Here is a 16,911-nt window from a genome sequence, read left to right on the forward strand (position 1 = left end):
CCGCAGGCTCGGGGCGTGACGAACTTCGGAACTTTCGGTGTGTGGGGCAGCCATCAGGAGTGGGCCGGGCGGGGCGCGGAGGTGGCCGGGCTCGAGGAGCTCGGGTACGGCACGTTCTGGGTGGGCGGCTCGCCCGGTGCGGATCTGGCGTTGCCGGAGGAGCTGGTCAGGGCGACTCGGCGGATGACGATCGCGACCGGCATCGTGAACGTCTGGCAGACGGAGCCGGAGGACGTGGCCGCGAGCTTCCACCGGATCGGCAGCGACCGGCTGGTGCTGGGGGTCGGGGCCGGGCACCCGCAGGTCGACCAGGCTTACCAGAAGCCGTACGACAGGCTCGCCGACTACTTGGAGCGGCTGGACGTCCCGCGGGACAAGAAGGTCCTGGCGGCGCTCGGTCCTCGTGTTCTCGAGCTCGCGGCCGAGCGGACGGCCGGTGCCCACCCGTATCTCGTGCCGGTGCGGCACACCGAGCAGGCGCGCGCCATCCTGGGCGACAAGCTGCTCGCGCCCGAGGTCACGGTCGTGGTCGAGGAGGATCCGGTGAAGGCGCGGGCGATCGCTCGCGAGAAGCTGGCGTTCTACTTCGGGCTCTCCAACTACACGCGGAACTGGCAGCGGTTCGGGTTCTCGGAGGCCGACACGGCGGGGTCGGACGACTTGATCGATGCACTCGTACCGCACGGTAACCCCGGCCAGGTGGCGGAGAAGCTGCGCGCCCACCTGGACGCCGGCGCCGACCACGTCGCCGTCCAGTCCCTGAACGGGCACTATGCCGAACTGGCCGCCGCGTTGGGTCTGCGGCCAGGCTCGTAGGATGCGGTCGACACCCGTCAGGGCGCCTGAGGAGGACCACCGATGCCCATCGCCACTCCCGAGGTCTACGCGGAGATGCTGGACCGGGCCAAGGCGAACGAGTTCGCCTACCCCGCCATCAACGTCACGTCTTCGGAGACTCTGAACGCGGCTCTCCGCGGTTTCGCCGAGGCCGAGAGCGACGGCATCATCCAGGTCTCGACCGGCGGCGCGGAGTTCGCCTCCGGCACGAAGGTCAAGGACATGGTGACCGGTGCCGTGGCGCTGGCCGAGTTCGCGCACGTCGTGGCCGCGAAGTACCCGGTGAACATCGCGCTGCACACCGACCACTGCCCGAAGGACAAGCTCGAGGGCTACGTGCGCCCGCTGATCGCGATCAGCCAGGAGCGGGTGGACAAGGGCGGCAACCCGCTCTTCCAGTCGCACATGTGGGACGGCTCCGCCGTGCCGCTGGAGGAGAACCTCCAGATCGCGAGCGAGCTGCTCGACCTCTCCGCCAAGGCCAAGCTGGTCCTCGAGATCGAGGTCGGCGTCGTCGGTGGCGAGGAGGACGGCGTCGACAACGAGATCAACGACAAGCTCTACACGACGCCCGAGGACTACCTGAAGACGGTCGACGCGCTCGGCGCCGGTGAGAAGGGCCGTTACCTGCTCGCCGCGACGTTCGGCAACGTGCACGGCGTCTACAAGCCGGGCAACGTGAAGCTGCGTCCGGAGATCCTCAAGCAGGGCCAGGACGTCGTGGCGGAGAAGCTGGGTCTCGCGGCCGGCTCGAAGCCGTTCGACCTGGTGTTCCACGGCGGCTCCGGCTCGCTGCTGGAGGAGATCCACGAGGCCGTGTCGTACGGCGTCATCAAGATGAACATCGACACGGACACGCAGTACGCGTTCACCCGTCCGATCGCGGCGCACATGTTCGCGAACTACGACGGCGTGCTGAAGATCGACGGCGAGGTCGGCAACAAGAAGACCTACGACCCGCGCAGCTACCTCAAGGCGGCCGAGCAGGCGATGGCCGCCCGCATCGCGCAGGCGTGCGAGCACCTCAAGTCGTCGGGCCGCATGATCGCGGGCTGATCGGCGCACTTCCGACGCCACGCGGGGGCCCCGCGTTTCCTCCCGGGGAACGCGGGGCCCCCGCGTGTCAGCGGAACGCCGCGGCGTGGCGGGCGGCCCAGTCGGCGAACGTGCGGGGCGCTCGGCCCAGCACCGTCCGGACGTCGGGGCTGACGCGCACCTCCTCGGGTGTCGGCGAGCCGAGGATGTCCAGGGTGTCGTCGGCGAGCTCGCCCGGCATCATCGTCGTCATCCCGGCCTTGGCCTCGTCGCGGGTCAGCTCGTGGAACCGCACGGGAGCGCCGATCGCCTCGGCGATGGCGGCCGCCTGGCCGCGCGGGCTGATCACCTCCGGGCCGGTCAGCTCGAAGACGCCGCCGGTGTGCCGGTCGTCGAGCAGGCACGCGGCGGCGACGCCGGCGATGTCGGCCGGGTCGACCACCGGCACGCCGACGTCACCGAACGGCGCCGCGACGAGCCGCCGGGTGCGGACCTGCTCCGCCCACCACAGCGCGTTGGACGCGAAGCCGCCGGGCCGCAGGATCGACCAGTCGAGGCCGGACTCGCGCAGCGCGTCCTCCAGCGCGCGCATGGCGATCCGCGTCCGGCCGAACGGCCTGGTCACCACTCCCAGCGTGGACAGCAGGACGACCCGCCGCACCCCGTTCGCCGCGGCCCGGCCGAGCACGTCGGCGGGGTTCGCGCCGATCGCGTGCAGGTCGCCGGACAGCAGCAGGAACAACGCCTTCGCCCCGGCCAGCGCGGGATCGAGGCTCGTGGGGTCGGCGAGGTCGGCCACCACGTGCCGGACGCCCGCGGGCACCTCGGCCGCGTGCCGCGACACCGCCGTCACCTGCTCGCCCGCCTCGGCCAGCGCTCTGGTCAGCGGTCGTCCGATGTTCCCGGTCGCCCCGGTCACCACGATCATGGACAGCTCCTTCGTCGTTGTGGGGCACGACGCTAGGAACCGGGCTTACTTTCCGTAAGGACATACCTCGACGTAAGCTCAGCACGTGGCAGGAGGCTTGCAGACCACCGGGGACGAGCCCGCGGCGCGGTATGAGGTGTTTCACACCGAGTGCGCGGCGCGTGACGTCGTCGACCACGTCACCAGCCGGTGGGGCGTGTGGGTGCTGATCGCGTTGCAGGCCAACGACCTGAGGTTCTTCGAGCTGCGGGAGAGCATCCGCGGCATCAGCGAGAAGATGCTCTCCCAGACCCTGCGCGGGCTCGTCGAGGACGGGCTCGTCTGGCGCGCCGTCGAACCGGCGAACCCGCCCAAGGTCACCTACGGGCTGACCGAGTTCGGGCGGGACGTCGGCGAGTCGCTGACCGACCTGCTCGGCCGGATCACCCGGCGGCTGGACGCGGGCGGGGTCAGCTGAGCGGCGCGAGCGTCCGCGTCTCCCGCCGGTGCACGGCCGCGTCCCCGGCCGTCCACAGCAGCGCCAGCAGCACGGCCGTGACCGCCGCCGAGGAGAACGAGATCGGCGGGCCCCACAGGTACTCCTGCTGGAACCGGATGCCCGCGTAGCCGGCCGTCGTCACGGCGACGGCTCCGAGCGCGGCCGTGGCCGGCGTGGGCAGGTCCACCGCGTGCACCGCGTCGATCGCGAGGCCCACGAGCACGAGGAACAGCGGCACGGCGGACTTCGGGAAGTCGATGCCCGCGAGCAGCGGCCAGATCAGGCAGCGGTACGCGACGTAGGCGCCGACGACGGCGGTCGCCGTCCAGCGCCGTCCGATCATGCGCCGGGCGATCACCAGCACGAGCGCCGCCGCGACGAGGCCCCACACCGGGTAGACCCAGTCCGCGATCGGCAGCGCGAAGTGCACGACCGCCTCACGGCCCACCGGCAGGCCGAGCTGGTCGGCGGCGAACTGCAGCAGGATCGGCTCGGCTTCGGCCTGGCCGTCGTCGTACGCCTGCAACGCGCGCACGCCGTACTCCTGGTGCTGGTTGGGGAACCAGACGTTCTCCAGGAAGAAGAACCACAGCGCGACGAGTCCGAACGTCCGCCCGTTGCCCTCGGGGAAGTACCCGGCCCACCCGCGGATCGCACCGGCCAGCATGACCGCGGTGCCCAGGTAGAGCAGGGCGTGCGAGCCGCTCCACGACGTGATGTCGAGGCCGTTGACGCGGTGGTTGATGACGTCGATCGGCAGGGCGACCAGGAAGATCCCGCACCCGGTCTGCATCAGCCGCAACGCGAGCCGGTCGGCGCCGTAGCCGGTGAACGTGTGGAACAGCGTCAGCGCGACCACGATCACGGTGCCGACCGTGTTGATCAGGTGCGGGGGCGCCAGGTCGTCGCGCAGCCACTTGAAGTGCCATGAGACGTCCCAGGACGACCCGATCAGCTTGAGGAGCAGGCCGGCGAGCCACCACCGGTACAGCTGCCGTGCGAGCTCCGGCGGTGTCTCTCTGCCCGCGGCACCTCGCTCCCAGTACCGGTCCCGGAACCCCATTACCCCCTGAATCATTCGGACATCATGAGCCCGCACCTCCGGTTCAGGTAGGTGAAACGACCCTGGCTTTACCCTGATGTTTCCAATCCGCGTCCTCCGGCGGGTGAAGCGTGTTGATCTGAACGGCGCAGCCGGGGAACATGCACGGCCATGGGGAAGAAGTTCGTCGCGGCCGTGCTCGTCGTCGCCTTGTCGCTCGCCGTTGTGGCCACGGTCATGGGGGTCGTCCTCTCCTGAGTCCGCCGTCGTGCGGCACGATGGCCGCATGGTTGAGAACCTCCTCGGGCCCGAGCCGACCCGCCTGCCCGACCGTCCCGAGGCGCAGGCCGCCGCGGACGGCGGCACCGACCCCGGCAAGATCGTGCGGGCCTACCCCGACTTCTCCGAGGCGTGGGCTCTCCTGGCCGAACGGGCGCTGCACGCGGGCGACCCCGTCGCCGCCTACGCCTACGCGCGCACCGGCTACCACCGCGGCCTCGACCAGCTGCGCCGCTCCGGCTGGAAGGGCTTCGGCCCGGTGCCGTGGGACCACCGGCCGAACCAGGGCTTCCTGCGCGCGCTGGCGGCTCTTGCCCGTGCCGCGCGGGAGATCGGTGAGGACGAGGAGTGGGAGCGCTGCAGCACCTTCCTCGCCGACTCCGACCCGAAGGCGCCCGCCGCTCTCGGCCTGGTCTGACCCGCGTGGGTGCTGTCCGGGACGCCGTCGGGCGCGGACTGGCGCGGTGGCGCGGTGCCGCGCTGCCGATCGTCCACTGTGCACTGTCGGCGGGCCTCGCGTGGCTCGTGGCGAGCGTCGTCATCGGACACCAGCGCCCGTTCTTCGCACCGATCGCCGCCGTCGTCTGCCTCGGCGTCTCGCTGGGGCAGCGGCTGCGGCGCGTCGGTGAGCTCGTCGTCGGCGTGTCGGTCGGCGTCGGCGTGGGTGACGCGCTGATCGGCTGGATCGGCAGCGGCCCGTGGCAGATCGCGCTCGTCGTCGCGCTCGCGATGTCGGCGGCGGTGCTGCTCGACGGCGGCTCGGTCATCGCGTTGCAGGCGGGCAGCAGCGCCGTTCTCGTCGCCACCCTGCTGCCGCCCAGCGAGGGCGGCGGGTTCGACCGCATGATCGACGCGCTGACCGGCGGCCTGGTCGGGCTGGCGGTGGCGGCGCTGCTCCCGGCGAACCCGATCACGGTGGCCCAGCGGCAGCTCAAGGTGCTGACGAACACGCTCAGCTCGACGCTGCGCAACCTGGCGGAGGCGCTCGACGAGCGCGACGGCGTCAAGGCCGCCGGCGTGCTGGCCGAGCTGCGCACCAGCCAGACGACGATCGACGACTACCGGTCGGCGTTGCAGACCGGCACCGAGATCGCGCGGATCGCGCCGATCAGGTGGCGTTCCAAGGACCGGCTCGGCCGGTACCACACCGCGGCGGTGCCGGTGGACTACGCGATCCGCAACACGCGCGTGCTGGCCCGCCGGATCATGGCGGCGCTCAAGGCGGACGAGCGCATCCCGGACGGTGTGCCGGAGGTGCTGCGGAACTACGCGGACGCCGTGGACCGGTTGCGCGCCGAGCTGGAGAAGGGCAAGGACCCCGCGGGGACGCGGGAGGCCGTGCGGGACGCCGCGCGGCAGCTCACCGCACGGCGTCTCGCGGGGGACGGGCTCTCGTCGCAGGTCGTGCTGGGGCAGATCCGCAGCGTCGCCGTGGACCTGCTGCAGGCGACCGGGGTGAGCAGGAGCGAGGCCATGGAGGCGTTGCCGCCGCTCAGCCGTCCGGCCGGTGCAGAATCCCCAGCAGCAGGGAGTGCACCTGCTCGTGGTCCCGAGGATCAGCCAGGACGCACGAACCGCCCGTGACGGCGTACCACTCCTCCGCACCCTCGTAGCGGACCGCCGCGCTCAGCTTCCCGTCGTCGGACAGCTCGGTGCACAGCTCGAGGTCACCGGTGACGACGCCGACCTCGTCGGTCATCACGCCACCGGGGCCCGCCACGAAGAGCGAGGAGAGGGACGCCATCAGCACCTTCCGAGCATGCCCGCCAGTTCGGTCTTCTCCGCCGAGTTCACGCTGAGGCTCCAGCGGTACTTGGTGTGTACCCACATCTTGGCGTAGGTGCACCAGTAGGACGTCAGCGGCGGCTTCCACGTCGCCGGTGTCTGGTCGCCCTTCGACTGGTTCACGTTGTCGGTGACCGCGATCAGCTGGGGCCCGGACATGTCGTTGGCGAACGACTGGCGCTGCGCCGTGCTCCAGGACGACGCTCCGGACCTCCAGGCGGCCGCCAGAGGCACGATGTGGTCGATGTCCACGTCGGAGGCCGCGGTCCACGTCGCGCCGTCGTACGGGGAGAACCAGCGGCCCGAGGTGGCGGCGCACGACGAGTTGGTCACCACGTTGGTGCCGTCGCGCTTGAGAACGGCCTCCCGGGTGTTGCAGGTCCCCGACTGGGTGATCCAGTGGGGGAACTTGTCGCGCGAGTAGCCCGACATGGAGCCGTCGGCGCGCACGGTGAGCGCCGCCAGCTCCGACTTGGCGGTGGCGGCGCTGGGGATGTTCGGCGGTGTCGCGAGTGCAGGGGTGACGAGACCGAGGGTGAGGGCCGCCGCGGCGGCCAGGGCACCCACGGCTCGGGTAACTGTCGACATCGTCCCGACCTTCCTGGTTGGAAAGTGATCGGGACCACCCTTGGTCACGTTCTGGAATTAAGCAATGCCTTCGAGTGACACTCGATCGAACTACGAATGCATTCCTAGATCCCTCGAACGAGGCGCAGGTCCTCGGTGTGCCGGTACCAGGTCCACTTGTCCACCGGACGGGGGTGCTTGTGGCCGTCCAGCACCGCCGTGGTCGGCAGGCAGCCGAGCTGGAACGCGCGCGGGCGGCTCTCCTCGACCTTGGTCCCGAAGAGGCGCTTGTGCACGATCCGGATGACCAGCCCGAGCCCGCCCTCGGTGTCGGGCGTGCACTCGACGCGGGACGCCTGGCCGCGCAGCACGTTGTCCGCGTCGCTGTACCCGACCCCTCGAACGGGGGAAAGCACGCCGAGTCCCATGAGGACTCCGCCGACGTCGTCGCGCACGAGCGGAACGGGATCCACGTCACCGTTCAGGGCGACGTCCAACGCCCGTTCCGGCTTCGCCGGGAGCCCCCACAGGGCTGCCACCGCGGACTCGCCGGAAGGCACGTAGCCGAGCGTGACCGAACCGAGCTTCTCCTTGCGCAGCAAGCGAACCACGACCGCCGCCAGGTCCGCGTCCGTGCCCGCGACGACGAGGCGTTCCGCGTCCAGGTGGGGGTCGACGTGGTCCTTGCCGGGGCGGGACGGGACGACGTGGACGTCGTCACGTTGAGTGATCATTGGCGACTGCGTGTTTCCGCAGGCCAACACGATTCCGTGCACGGTCATCTCCTGGTCTACCCTCGCTTACCGGCGTTCGCTCGAACCAGTCCAAGCGCTTGGAGTTTCACATGCCGGCCGTCGTGCTGATCGGTGCCCAGTGGGGCGATGAGGGCAAGGGCAAGGCCACCGACATCCTCGGTGAGCGTGTCCAGTGGATCGTCCGCTACCAGGGCGGCAACAACGCGGGTCACACCGTGGTCCTCCCGGACGGCCAGAAGTTCGCCCTCCACCTCATCCCGTCCGGCATCCTCACACCCGGTGTGAAGAACGTCATCGGCAACGGTGTCGTGGTCGACCCCGGCGTGCTGCTCGAGGAGCTCGCGGGTCTCGAGGAGAAGAACGTCGACACCAGCAGCCTGCTGATCTCGTCCGACGCGCACTTGATCATGCCGTACCACGTGGCCATCGACAAGGTGACCGAGCGCTACCTGGGCAAGTCGAAGATCGGCACGACCGGCCGCGGCATCGGCCCGTGCTACCAGGACAAGCTCGCCCGCGTCGGCGTCCGCGCGCAGGACCTGCTGGACGAGAAGATCCTGCGGCAGAAGGTCGAGGCCGCTCTCGACCTGAAGAACCAGATGCTGGTCAAGATCTACAACCGCAAGGCGCTCGACCCCGACCAGGTCGTGGACCAGGTCCTGGAGCGCGGCCAGCACTTCGTGCACCGCATCGCGGACACCCGGCTGCTGCTCAACCAGGCGCTCGACCGCGGCGAGACGGTGCTGCTGGAGGGCTCGCAGGGCACCCTGCTCGACGTCGACCACGGCACCTACCCGTTCGTCACGTCGTCGAACCCGACGTCCGGTGGCGCGGCCGTGGGCTCCGGTGTCGGTCCGACGCGGATCACCACGGTGATCGGCATCCTGAAGGCGTACACGACCCGCGTGGGCTCCGGTCCGTTCCCGACGGAGCTGCACGACGACATGGGCGAGTTCCTGCGCAAGCAGGGCGGCGAGTTCGGTGTCACCACGGGCCGTTCGCGCCGCACCGGCTGGTTCGACGCCGTGATCGCCCGTTACGCCTCGCGCGTCAACGGCATCACCGACTACTTCCTCACCAAGCTGGACGTGCTGTCGGGCCTGGAGAAGGTGCCGGTCTGCGTCGGGTACGAAGTGGACGGTCGCCGGGTCGACGAGATGCCGATGACGCAGACCGACGTGCACCACGCCGTGCCGGTGTACGAGGAGCTGCCGGGCTGGTTCGAGGACATCTCGCACTGCCGCTCGTTCGAGGAGCTGCCCGCGAACGCCCGCTCCTACGTCGAGCACCTGGAGAGCATCAGCGGCGCGCGGATCTCCGCGATCGGCGTCGGCCCCGGCCGCGACCAGACGATCGTCCGCCACGACGTTCTCGGCTGACCCCGATTATCTCGAAGTACGACGCGTTTTCACGATTTGGGCGTCGTTGACGAAGGGCCACGGCTCGCCTGTAATTCAGCGCCGTGGCCCTTTCTCTTGCACGAAAACCCGTGCTGCAGGCGCGCTGGATCAGTCCGGTCGCGTTACTGCTGCTGTGGCAACTGGCCAGCTCAACGGGTGTTCTCCCGCCGGAGAAACTGGCCTCGCCGCTCACCGTGGCACAGTCCGCCGGTGAGCTGATCGCGGACGGCCAATTGGTCGACGCATTCCTCGTCTCGCTCGGTCGCGTCTTTTTCGGATTTCTCATCGGCGGCGTCGTCGGCGTCGCCTTCGGACTCGTTTCCGGGCTTTCCCGGTGGGGCGAGACGCTGCTCGACCCGCCGGTGCAGATGCTGCGGACGCTGCCGCACCTCGGCCTCATCCCGCTGTTCATCCTGTGGTTCGGCATCGGCGAGGAACCGAAGCTCGCCCTGGTCGCGGCCGGTGTCGCGTTCCCGCTCTACCTGAACCTGCACGCGGGCATCCGGCAGACCGACCCCGGTCTCGTCGAGGCCGCCCGCGCCCTCGGCTACAGCCGGTTCGAACGCGTCGTGCACGTCGTGCTGCCCTCCGCCGTGCCGCAGACCCTGGTCGGCCTGCGGATCGCGCTCGGCACCGCGTGGCTGTCGCTGATCGTCGGCGAGCAGATCAACGCCGACTCCGGCCTGGGCTACCTGATCAACAACGCCAGGGAGTTCCTCCGCACCGACGTCGTGGTCGTCGGCCTGGTGGTCTACGCGCTGCTCGGGCTCTCGACCGACGCCCTGGTGCGCCTTCTGGAGAGGAGAGTGCTGCGATGGCGGGCCCGGTGAGCGTGCGCGGACTGCGCAAGGCGTTCGGCGCGCGGACGGTGCTGGACGAGATCGACCTGGAGATCGCGCCGGGCGAGTTCGTCGCCCTGCTCGGCCGCAGCGGCTGCGGGAAGTCGACGCTGCTGCGCATCCTCGCGGGCCTGGACCGCGACGTCACCGGTGAGGCGGTGGTGTCCGGAACGGTGTCGATCGCGTTCCAGCAGCCGCGGCTGCTGCCGTGGCGCAAGGTCTGGCACAACATCGCGCTGGGCCTGCACCGCCCGGACGGCCGCGAGGTCGCGCTGAAGGCGCTGGAGGAGGTGCGGCTCGCCGGCCACGCCGACGCGTGGCCGCTGACGCTGTCCGGCGGTGAGGCGCAACGCGTCTCGCTCGCACGGGCGCTGGTGCGCGAACCGGACGTGCTGCTGCTCGACGAGCCGTTCGGCGCGCTCGACGCGTTGACCAGGCTCGCCATGCACCACCTGGTGGAAGACCTGTGGGCCAGGCACCGGCCCGCCGTGCTGCTCGTGACGCACGACGTCGACGAGGCGTTGCTGCTGGCCGACCGCATCCTCGTGCTCGACGGGGGCCGGATCGTCGCCACCCACCACGTCGACCTGCCCCGCCCGCGCCGCCGGGCCTCCGTTGTGGAGCAACGCACCCGCGTGCTCGCCGATCTGGGAGTGGACGTTGAAACGGCTGCATGACCGGAAGCTGCTCGCCCTGCTCGCCGCGATCCTGTTCACCACCGGATGTTCGGCCGCCGCGCAGGACACGCCCGCCGACCAGGTCGTGCTGAAGGTCGGCGACCAGAAGGGCGGTGCGAAGGCGCTGCTCACGGCCGCGGGTCTGCTGAACGACTTCCCGTACGAGATCGAGTGGTCGACGTTCACGTCCGGTCCGCCGCTGCTCGAAGCCGCCTCCGCCGGGGCGATCGACCTCGGCGGCGTCGGCAACACGCCGCCGATCTTCGCCGCCGCCGCGAACGCCAAGATCGCCGCCGTCGGTGCGTCCAAGGGCGAGGTCGAGGCAGACGCGATCCTCGTTCCGGAGAACTCGCCGCTCCAGAACGTCACGGACCTCAAGGGCAAGAACATCGCCGTCGCCAAGGGCAGCTCGGCGCATGGGCAGGTGCTGCTCACGTTGCGCGCCAACGGGTTGACGACCAAGGACGTGACGCTGAACTTCCTCCAGCCCTCCGACGCCTACGGGGCGTTCGCCCAGGGCAAGGTCGACGCGTGGGCGGTCTGGGACCCCTACACCGCGCAGGCGCAGCAGGAGGCCAAGGCGCGCGTGCTGACCGACGGCCGCGGCAAGGCCAACGGCTACGGGTTCCAGGTCGCGGGCCGCAAGGCGTTGGACGACAACGGGAAAGTCGCGGCGATCAAGGAATACCTGGTCCGCTACTACAAGGCGCAGAAGTGGGCCGACACGCACCGCGAGGAGTGGGCGAAGGCGTGGGCGGCGGAGACCGGGCTGAAGTACGAGGTCGCGCTGACCGCCGTGAACCGCAACGGCGACCTGCCGGTGAAGATCGACGACGAGCTCATCAAGTCCGAGCAGGAGCTGGCGGACGCGTTCACCGAGGACAAGACGCTGCCGGGCAAGGTCGACTTCGCGAAGTTCGTCGACACGAGGTTCCAGGGAGATCTGGCATGAGCATCACGCTGCACTGGTTCCTGCCGACCTCCGGCGACGGCCGCACGGTCGTGGAGCACTTCCACGCCAACCGCGCACCGGCCGCCGGGGCCCGGCGTGACCCGGACATCGACTACCTGGCGCAGATCGCGCGCACGGCAGAGCAGGTCGGGTTCACCGGCGTGCTCACCCCGACCGGCACGTGGTGCGAGGACGCGTGGCTGACCACGGCCGCGCTGATCGCGCAGACCAGGACGCTGAAGTTCCTCGTGGCGTTCCGGCCGGGCGTGCTGTCGCCGACCCTCGCGGCCCAGATGGCCTCCACGTACCAGCGGATCTCGCGTGGCCGGCTGCTGCTCAACGTCGTGACCGGCGGCGACAACGTGGAGCAGCGGCGGTTCGGCGACTGGCTCGACCACGACCAGCGCTACACGCGCACCGACGAGTTCCTCCAGGTCGTGCGCGGCATCTGGACCGGCGAGCCGTACACGTTCAACGGCAAGCACTATCAGGTGCGGGACGCGACGCTGCTGGCCCCGCCGGACCCGGTGCCGCCGATCTACTTCGGCGGCTCGTCCGACGCGGCGCTGCCGGTGGCGGCTGCCCGCGCGGACGTCTACCTGACCTGGGGAGAGCCGCCCGCCGACGTGGCGGAGAAGATCGCGCGGGTGCGGGCGCTGACGGACCGGCCGATCCGGTTCGGCGTCCGGCTGCACACGATCAGCCGGGACACCTCGGCGGAGGCGTGGGCCGTGGCGGCGAAGCTGCTCGACGCGCTCGACCAGGAGTCGGTGGCGAAGGCGCAGGCCCAGCTGGGCGCGTCGCAGTCCGTGGGACAGCAACGGATGGTGGCGCTGCACGGCGGTGACCTGAGCCGCGGCGTGCGCGGGCTGGAGATCCACCCGAACCTGTGGGCGGGCGTCGGGCTCGTCCGCGGCGGCGCGGGAACGGCGCTGGTCGGCTCGCACTCCGAGGTCGCGGACCTGGTCGAGGAGTACCACTCGGTGGGCATCGACGAGTTCGTGCTCTCCGGCTACCCGCACCTGGAGGAGGCGTACTGGTTCGGCGAGGGCGTGCGGCCCCTGCTGAAGCAGCGCGGGCTGCTCGACGGGGACCGCACGCTGTCGCTGGCGAACGCCTGACCTTGGCTAACGGTTGTTCTTGGCTTCCACCGCGGTGTCGGGGTTGTCCGCGAACACGCCGTCGATGCCCTGTGCGAAGAACAGGTCGTACTCCTCGAAGGCCCGGCCGTACGCGGCCGGGTCGTCCGAGGACCGGAAGTCCGCGGGCAGGAACGAGTTCTCGTTGCGGAACGTCCAGGCGTGCACGGTCAGGCCGACCCGGTGCGCGTCCTTGACGACGGTAGTCGGCGCTTGCAGGAAACCGTTGGCGTCACGGGGGATGATCACGTCCTTGGTGAGCCCGACGCCGTCCGCGTAGCTCCGGATCTCCCGCAGCCCGGCGGGCGTGATCATGTCCGCGTAGGTGCGCTTGTCGCCCGCCTTCACGAAGTCGTACGGCGCACCGGAACCGTTGACCAGCTGCACGATCGGCACGCGCAGCGACCGGTCGAGCTGCTTGAGGTTCGCGACCTCGAACGACTGCACGTACACCTTCGCGCCCGGCCGGTTGAGGCCGTTGCGGTTCAGCGCGTCGACGAGCTTCGGCTCCAGCGCCAGCCCGATCGACTGGAAGTACGTCGGGTGCTTGGTCTCCGGGTAGATGCCGATCTCGCGGCGCAGCTCGCGGGACAGCCGCTTCGACAGGTCGATGACCTCCTGGAAGGTCGGCACCTCGAAGCGGCCGTCGTAGAGGGTGTTGCGCGGCCGGATCGCCGGGATGCGTTCCTTGGCGCGCAACGTCTTCAGCTCGGCGAGCGTGAAGTCCTCGGTGAACCAGCCGGTGACAGGGGCGCCGTCGATCGTCTTCGTCTTCCTGCGGTCCGCGAACTCCGGCTTCGCGCCGACGTCGGTGGTGCCGCCGATCTCGTTCTCGTGCCGGGCGACGAGCTTGCCGTCCTTGGTCGGCACGAGGTCCGGCTCGATGAAGTCGGCGCCCATGCGCGCCGCGAGCTCGTAGGCCGCGAGCGTGTGCTCCGGCCGGTATGCCGACGCGCCGCGGTGCCCGATCACGACCGGGCCCTTCTCGTCGTGTGCCGACGCGGAGGGCAGGGATGCCACCACCGCGCCCGCGAACACGAGGACCACGGCGGCGAGACCACTCCGTTTCATCGTTCGACCTCCCGTTTCGGTTGGAAGCGCACCCAAGCATCGCAACACGAAATGCAGTTGAACGGTTGCTCAACGAACAGGGCGGTCTCGGAGCCGTCCGAGCCCCGATTCGGTGTCATGTGGACACATCCGGGCCCTGACCTCGGGGAAGAGTCTTTGCAGTCCCTTTGGATTGATCCGCTAGGGCTGTGATCGCCCCCACAGTACGGTGCGAACGTGGCCAACCCGGACCTCGCCCGCATCGTCGCGGAGCACGACGAGGAGATGCCGTCGCGCTCGCTCTCACCCCGGTGGGAGCGGGCGCTGTGGATCGCCGGTCTGCTGATCGGGCTCCTCGTGCTGAAGCAGGTGTTCTTCCCGTTCGCCAAGGGAAGCCAGTACTACCTGATCATCTTCCTGGCGGTGACCCTGCCGCTGGTGTTCCTCGCCTACGGCAAGGGACACGAGCCGCCCTGGTGGGACTGGCTGCTGGCGGCCGCCGCGTTCGCCGTCGGCTCCTACCCGCTGTTCGGCGGCTTCGACGAGTTCCTGAACCGGCAGGGCCAGCTCACGCCACTCGACGTCACGGCGGGCACGGTGCTGCTCGTGCTGATCCTGGAGGCATGCCGGCGCACGACGGGCTGGGTGCTCCCGATCGTCTGCGTGGCGTTCATCGGCTTCGCCTACTACGGCGGGTTCCTGCCGCAGACGTGGTCGATCGCGCACTCCGGCGTCGACTTCTCGCAGATCATCAACGGTTTCTTCAACGACGCCAGCGGGTTCTACGGCACGCCGCTCGACGTCGCCGCCACCTACATCGTGCTGTTCACGATCTACGGCGCGGTGCTGAACGCCTCCGGCGCGGGCAAGTTCTTCGTCGACGTCAGCTTCGCGGCGTTCCGCAAGTCGCGGACCGCGCCCGGACGCACGGCGGCGACCGCGGGCTTCCTGCTCGGCACCGTCTCCGGCTCCGGCACGGCGACGACCGTGTCGCTGGGCGCCGTGACGTGGCCGATGCTGCAGAAGGCCGGGTACCCCAAGGAGAACGCGGGCGGCCTGCTCGCCGCGTCCGGCATCGGCGCGATCCTCTCGCCGCCCACCCTGGGCGCGGCGGCGTTCATCATCGCCGAGTACCTCCAGGTCTCCTACCTCGAAGTGCTGATCTGGGCGGTCGTCCCGACGCTGCTCTACTACCTCGGCATCGCGCTCGCCGTCGAGGCCGACGCCCGCCGGTTCGGCGCCAAGCCCGTCGACATCGACGTGCCGCGGTTCTGGGACGTGTTCAAGCTCGGCTGGTACCACTTCCTGTCGCTCGGGATCATCATCGTGTTCCTGGCGCTGGACATCCCCGTCTACAAGGCCGTCGTCTACGCGACCGGTGTCGCCGCGCTGTTCGCGCTGCTCAACCACCGCCGCGACTGGCCGAAGATGATCGCCGACGCCCTGTCCACCGGCGTGCGCTCGGCGTTCCCGGTGATCGCGGTGTGCGCCGCCGCCGGTGTCGTGACCTCGACGATCACCAAGACCGGCCTGGGGCAAGCGCTTGCGGGCTCGCTGGTGGACCTGGCGTCCGCGCTCGCGCCGACCGAGACCGCGGTGTTGCTGCTGACGGCGGTGTTCGCGGCCGTCGCGGTGTCCGTGCTCGGCCTGGCCGTGCCGGTGACGGCGTCGTTCATCATCTCGTGGGTCGTGATCGGCCCCGCGCTGATCACGCTGGGCGTCGAGCCCGCCGAGACCGCGATGTTCATCTTCTACTACGCGGTGCTGTCCGAGGTGACGCCGCCGACGGCGCTCGCCGCCGTGGCCGCCGCCGCCCTGACCGGCGGCGACGTGATGAAGACCATGTGGCAGACGTGGAAGTACACGCTGCCCGCGTTCCTCGTGCCGCTGGCGTTCGTCCTCACGGACGCCGGGTCCGCGCTGCTGTTGCGCGGGTCGTTGCTCGACTCGGCGTGGGCGTTCGGAGCGTCCGCGCTGGGAGTCGCCGCCCTCGCCGTGCTGACGGGCGGCTGGTTGTTCGGCCCCGCGCGCTGGCCGGAGCGCCTGCTCTGCGTGCCGGCCGCGGTGTTCCTGCTCTACCTGCAGCCGTTGACGATCGCCATCGGGGCCGCGTTCCTCGTGGTGGCCGTGGCGGTCCACCTGGTCACCCGTGGGAGGGTTCGTGATGCAGCAGCTGCGTAAGTACGCGATCGGTGCGGTCGCACTGGCGCTCGTCGTGTCGGGATGTGGCGGCAAACGCACGCCCACCACGCCCGACGCGTCCGGCGGCACCGAGTCGTGCGAGGCGTCCGACGGCCGGATCACGATCGCCACCGGCAACTCCGGCGGCGTCTACTTCGTCGTCGGCGGCGGCCTGGCCAAGCTGATCAGCGACAACTCGAAGCTCAAGGCGTCGTCGGCGGAGACCGGCGCGTCCGTGCAGAACATCCAGCAGCTCGTCAGCGGCACCTACGACATCGCGTTCTCCCTGGCCGACACCGCCGCGGACGCGGTCAACGGCACCGGCGCGTTCGACAAGAAGGAGAAGGTCGCCGCGCTCGCCCGCATCTACCCGAACTACACGCAGGTGCTGGTCAGGGCCGACTCCGGGATCAACTCCGTCGCCGACATGAAGGGCAAGCGGATCTCCACCGGCTCGCCGAAGTCGGGCACCGAGGTCATCGCGGGCAGGCTCCTCAAGTCCGCCGGCCTCGACATCGACAGCGACGTCCAGGCGCAGCGCCTCGACCTCACCAAGACCGCCGACGGCATGAAGGACGGCAGCATCGACGGCCTCATCTGGTCCGGCGGCCTGCCCACCCCGCAGATCACCGACATCACCACGTCCATGAAGGACAGGGTGAAGCTCATCGACATCACCCCGCTGCTGCCGGAGATGAAGAAGATCAGCCCCGTCTACGACACGGCGCCGATCCCCGCCTCCACCTACGGCGTCGCCGAGGTGTCCACCATCGTGGTGCCCAACCTGCTGCTCGTGCGCGAGGACTTCGCGGCCAACAACGCCTGCGCCGTCACCAAGCTGATCTTCGACAAGAAGACCGACCTGGAGAAGGTGCACCCGGCCGTGAAGGACATCGCGAAGGACAAGGCCACCGCCACCGAGCCGGTTCCGCTGCACCCAGGGGCGAAGCAGGCGCTCGGCTGAACT

Annotated in this window: 18 protein-coding genes; 12 read left to right on the top strand and 6 right to left on the bottom strand. The window is 70.0% G+C overall.

The annotated features are described in order from the left end of the window. Positions 1-15: 15 nt before the first annotated feature. Together BLT23_RS04740 and fbaA are read left to right on the top strand one after the other, a co-directional pair. Complete coding sequence (locus tag BLT23_RS04740; RefSeq protein WP_245743625.1) at positions 16-816, top strand: TIGR03620 family F420-dependent LLM class oxidoreductase; 801 nt, start codon at positions 16-18, stop codon at positions 814-816. 42 nt (positions 817-858) lie between these two features. Further along, positions 859-1,893 carry a class II fructose-bisphosphate aldolase gene (gene fbaA, locus BLT23_RS04745; protein WP_090046048.1) on the top strand — a complete coding sequence of 345 codons (1,035 nt, stop codon included), beginning with the start codon at positions 859-861 and terminating at the stop codon, positions 1,891-1,893. A 67-nt stretch (positions 1,894-1,960) separates the two neighbouring features. Here the strand turns inward: fbaA and BLT23_RS04750 are convergent, their stop codons facing one another. Beyond that, entirely contained in the window at positions 1,961-2,800 is an 840-nt protein-coding gene (locus tag BLT23_RS04750) for an SDR family oxidoreductase (RefSeq protein WP_090046049.1), read from the bottom strand. An 85-nt stretch (positions 2,801-2,885) separates the two neighbouring features. Here BLT23_RS04750 and BLT23_RS04755 point away from each other — a divergent pair, with 85 nt between their 5' ends. Then, entirely contained in the window at positions 2,886-3,257 is a 372-nt protein-coding gene (locus tag BLT23_RS04755) for a winged helix-turn-helix transcriptional regulator (protein ID WP_090046051.1), read from the top strand. On the opposite strand, the gene BLT23_RS04760 is transcribed toward BLT23_RS04755, so the two are convergent. Then, positions 3,250-4,356 (bottom strand): hypothetical protein, encoded by a 1,107-nt coding sequence (locus BLT23_RS04760; RefSeq protein ID WP_090046052.1) that lies wholly within the window; start codon positions 4,354-4,356, stop codon positions 3,250-3,252. The two genes, BLT23_RS04755 and BLT23_RS04760, sit on opposite strands and share 8 nt — an antisense overlap. Positions 4,357-4,606: 250 nt before the next feature. Here BLT23_RS04760 and BLT23_RS04765 point away from each other — a divergent pair, with 250 nt between their 5' ends. Together BLT23_RS04765 and BLT23_RS04770 are read left to right on the top strand one after the other, a co-directional pair. Continuing rightward, a complete protein-coding gene (locus tag BLT23_RS04765; protein ID WP_090046054.1) occupies positions 4,607-5,017 on the top strand; it encodes a DUF3151 domain-containing protein in 411 nt (136 codons plus the stop codon). A 5-nt stretch (positions 5,018-5,022) separates the two neighbouring features. After that, a complete protein-coding gene (locus tag BLT23_RS04770; RefSeq protein ID WP_090046056.1) occupies positions 5,023-6,183 on the top strand; it encodes an FUSC family protein in 1,161 nt (386 codons plus the stop codon). Here the strand turns inward: BLT23_RS04770 and BLT23_RS04775 are convergent. From BLT23_RS04775 to BLT23_RS04785, 3 genes are all read right to left on the bottom strand, one after another. Continuing rightward, a complete protein-coding gene (locus tag BLT23_RS04775) occupies positions 6,092-6,343 on the bottom strand; it encodes a hypothetical protein (protein WP_090046831.1) in 252 nt (83 codons plus the stop codon). The two genes, BLT23_RS04770 and BLT23_RS04775, sit on opposite strands and share 92 nt — an antisense overlap. After that, positions 6,343-6,972 carry an HNH endonuclease family protein gene (locus tag BLT23_RS04780; RefSeq protein ID WP_090046057.1) on the bottom strand — a complete coding sequence of 210 codons (630 nt, stop codon included), beginning with the start codon at positions 6,970-6,972 and terminating at the stop codon, positions 6,343-6,345. The genes BLT23_RS04775 and BLT23_RS04780 overlap by 1 nt, the downstream gene beginning before the upstream one ends. Before the next feature lie 104 nt (positions 6,973-7,076). Continuing rightward, on the bottom strand, positions 7,077-7,685 hold the full coding sequence (locus BLT23_RS04785) for a hypothetical protein (RefSeq protein WP_090046059.1): 609 nt from the start codon (positions 7,683-7,685) through the stop codon (positions 7,077-7,079). Between the two features lie 110 nt (positions 7,686-7,795). On the opposite strand from BLT23_RS04785, the gene BLT23_RS04790 reads away from it, so the two are divergent. The 5 genes from BLT23_RS04790 to BLT23_RS04810 all read left to right on the top strand — a co-directional run bounded on the left by BLT23_RS04790 (position 7,796) and on the right by BLT23_RS04810 (position 12,695). Next, positions 7,796-9,085 carry an adenylosuccinate synthase gene (locus tag BLT23_RS04790; RefSeq protein ID WP_090046061.1) on the top strand — a complete coding sequence of 430 codons (1,290 nt, stop codon included), beginning with the start codon at positions 7,796-7,798 and terminating at the stop codon, positions 9,083-9,085. Positions 9,086-9,168: 83 nt separating this feature from the next. Further along, a complete protein-coding gene (locus BLT23_RS04795; RefSeq protein ID WP_245743628.1) occupies positions 9,169-9,936 on the top strand; it encodes an ABC transporter permease in 768 nt (255 codons plus the stop codon). Further along, positions 9,921-10,622 (top strand): ABC transporter ATP-binding protein, encoded by a 702-nt coding sequence (locus tag BLT23_RS04800; RefSeq protein ID WP_090046062.1) that lies wholly within the window; start codon positions 9,921-9,923, stop codon positions 10,620-10,622. The genes BLT23_RS04795 and BLT23_RS04800 overlap by 16 nt, the downstream gene beginning before the upstream one ends. Next, positions 10,606-11,574: an ABC transporter substrate-binding protein gene (locus tag BLT23_RS04805; RefSeq protein ID WP_425434344.1), complete on the top strand. Its 969-nt coding sequence runs from the start codon at positions 10,606-10,608 to the stop codon at positions 11,572-11,574. The genes BLT23_RS04800 and BLT23_RS04805 overlap by 17 nt, the downstream gene beginning before the upstream one ends. Beyond that, a complete protein-coding gene (locus BLT23_RS04810) occupies positions 11,571-12,695 on the top strand; it encodes an LLM class flavin-dependent oxidoreductase (protein WP_090046064.1) in 1,125 nt (374 codons plus the stop codon). Before BLT23_RS04805 ends, BLT23_RS04810 begins: the two co-directional genes overlap by 4 nt. Positions 12,696-12,701: 6 nt before the next feature. On the opposite strand, the gene BLT23_RS04815 is transcribed toward BLT23_RS04810, so the two are convergent. Next, positions 12,702-13,784, bottom strand: a complete 1,083-nt coding sequence (locus BLT23_RS04815; protein WP_090046065.1) for a glycerophosphodiester phosphodiesterase — start codon at positions 13,782-13,784, stop codon at positions 12,702-12,704. Positions 13,785-14,048: 264 nt separating this feature from the next. On the opposite strand from BLT23_RS04815, the gene BLT23_RS04820 reads away from it, so the two are divergent. Together BLT23_RS04820 and BLT23_RS04825 are read left to right on the top strand one after the other, a co-directional pair. Next, positions 14,049-15,944 (top strand): TRAP transporter permease, encoded by a 1,896-nt coding sequence (locus tag BLT23_RS04820; RefSeq protein ID WP_090046839.1) that lies wholly within the window; start codon positions 14,049-14,051, stop codon positions 15,942-15,944. Beyond that, the gene (locus BLT23_RS04825; RefSeq protein ID WP_090046838.1) at positions 15,928-16,908 is read left to right on the top strand and encodes a TAXI family TRAP transporter solute-binding subunit; all 981 of its coding nucleotides are present in this window, start codon (positions 15,928-15,930) and stop codon (positions 16,906-16,908) included. Before BLT23_RS04820 ends, BLT23_RS04825 begins: the two co-directional genes overlap by 17 nt. Positions 16,909-16,911 lie beyond the last annotated feature (3 nt).

The sequence above is a fragment of the Lentzea fradiae genome (genome assembly GCF_900100955.1).
In the GTDB taxonomy this organism is placed as follows: domain Bacteria; phylum Actinomycetota; class Actinomycetes; order Mycobacteriales; family Pseudonocardiaceae; genus Lentzea; species Lentzea fradiae.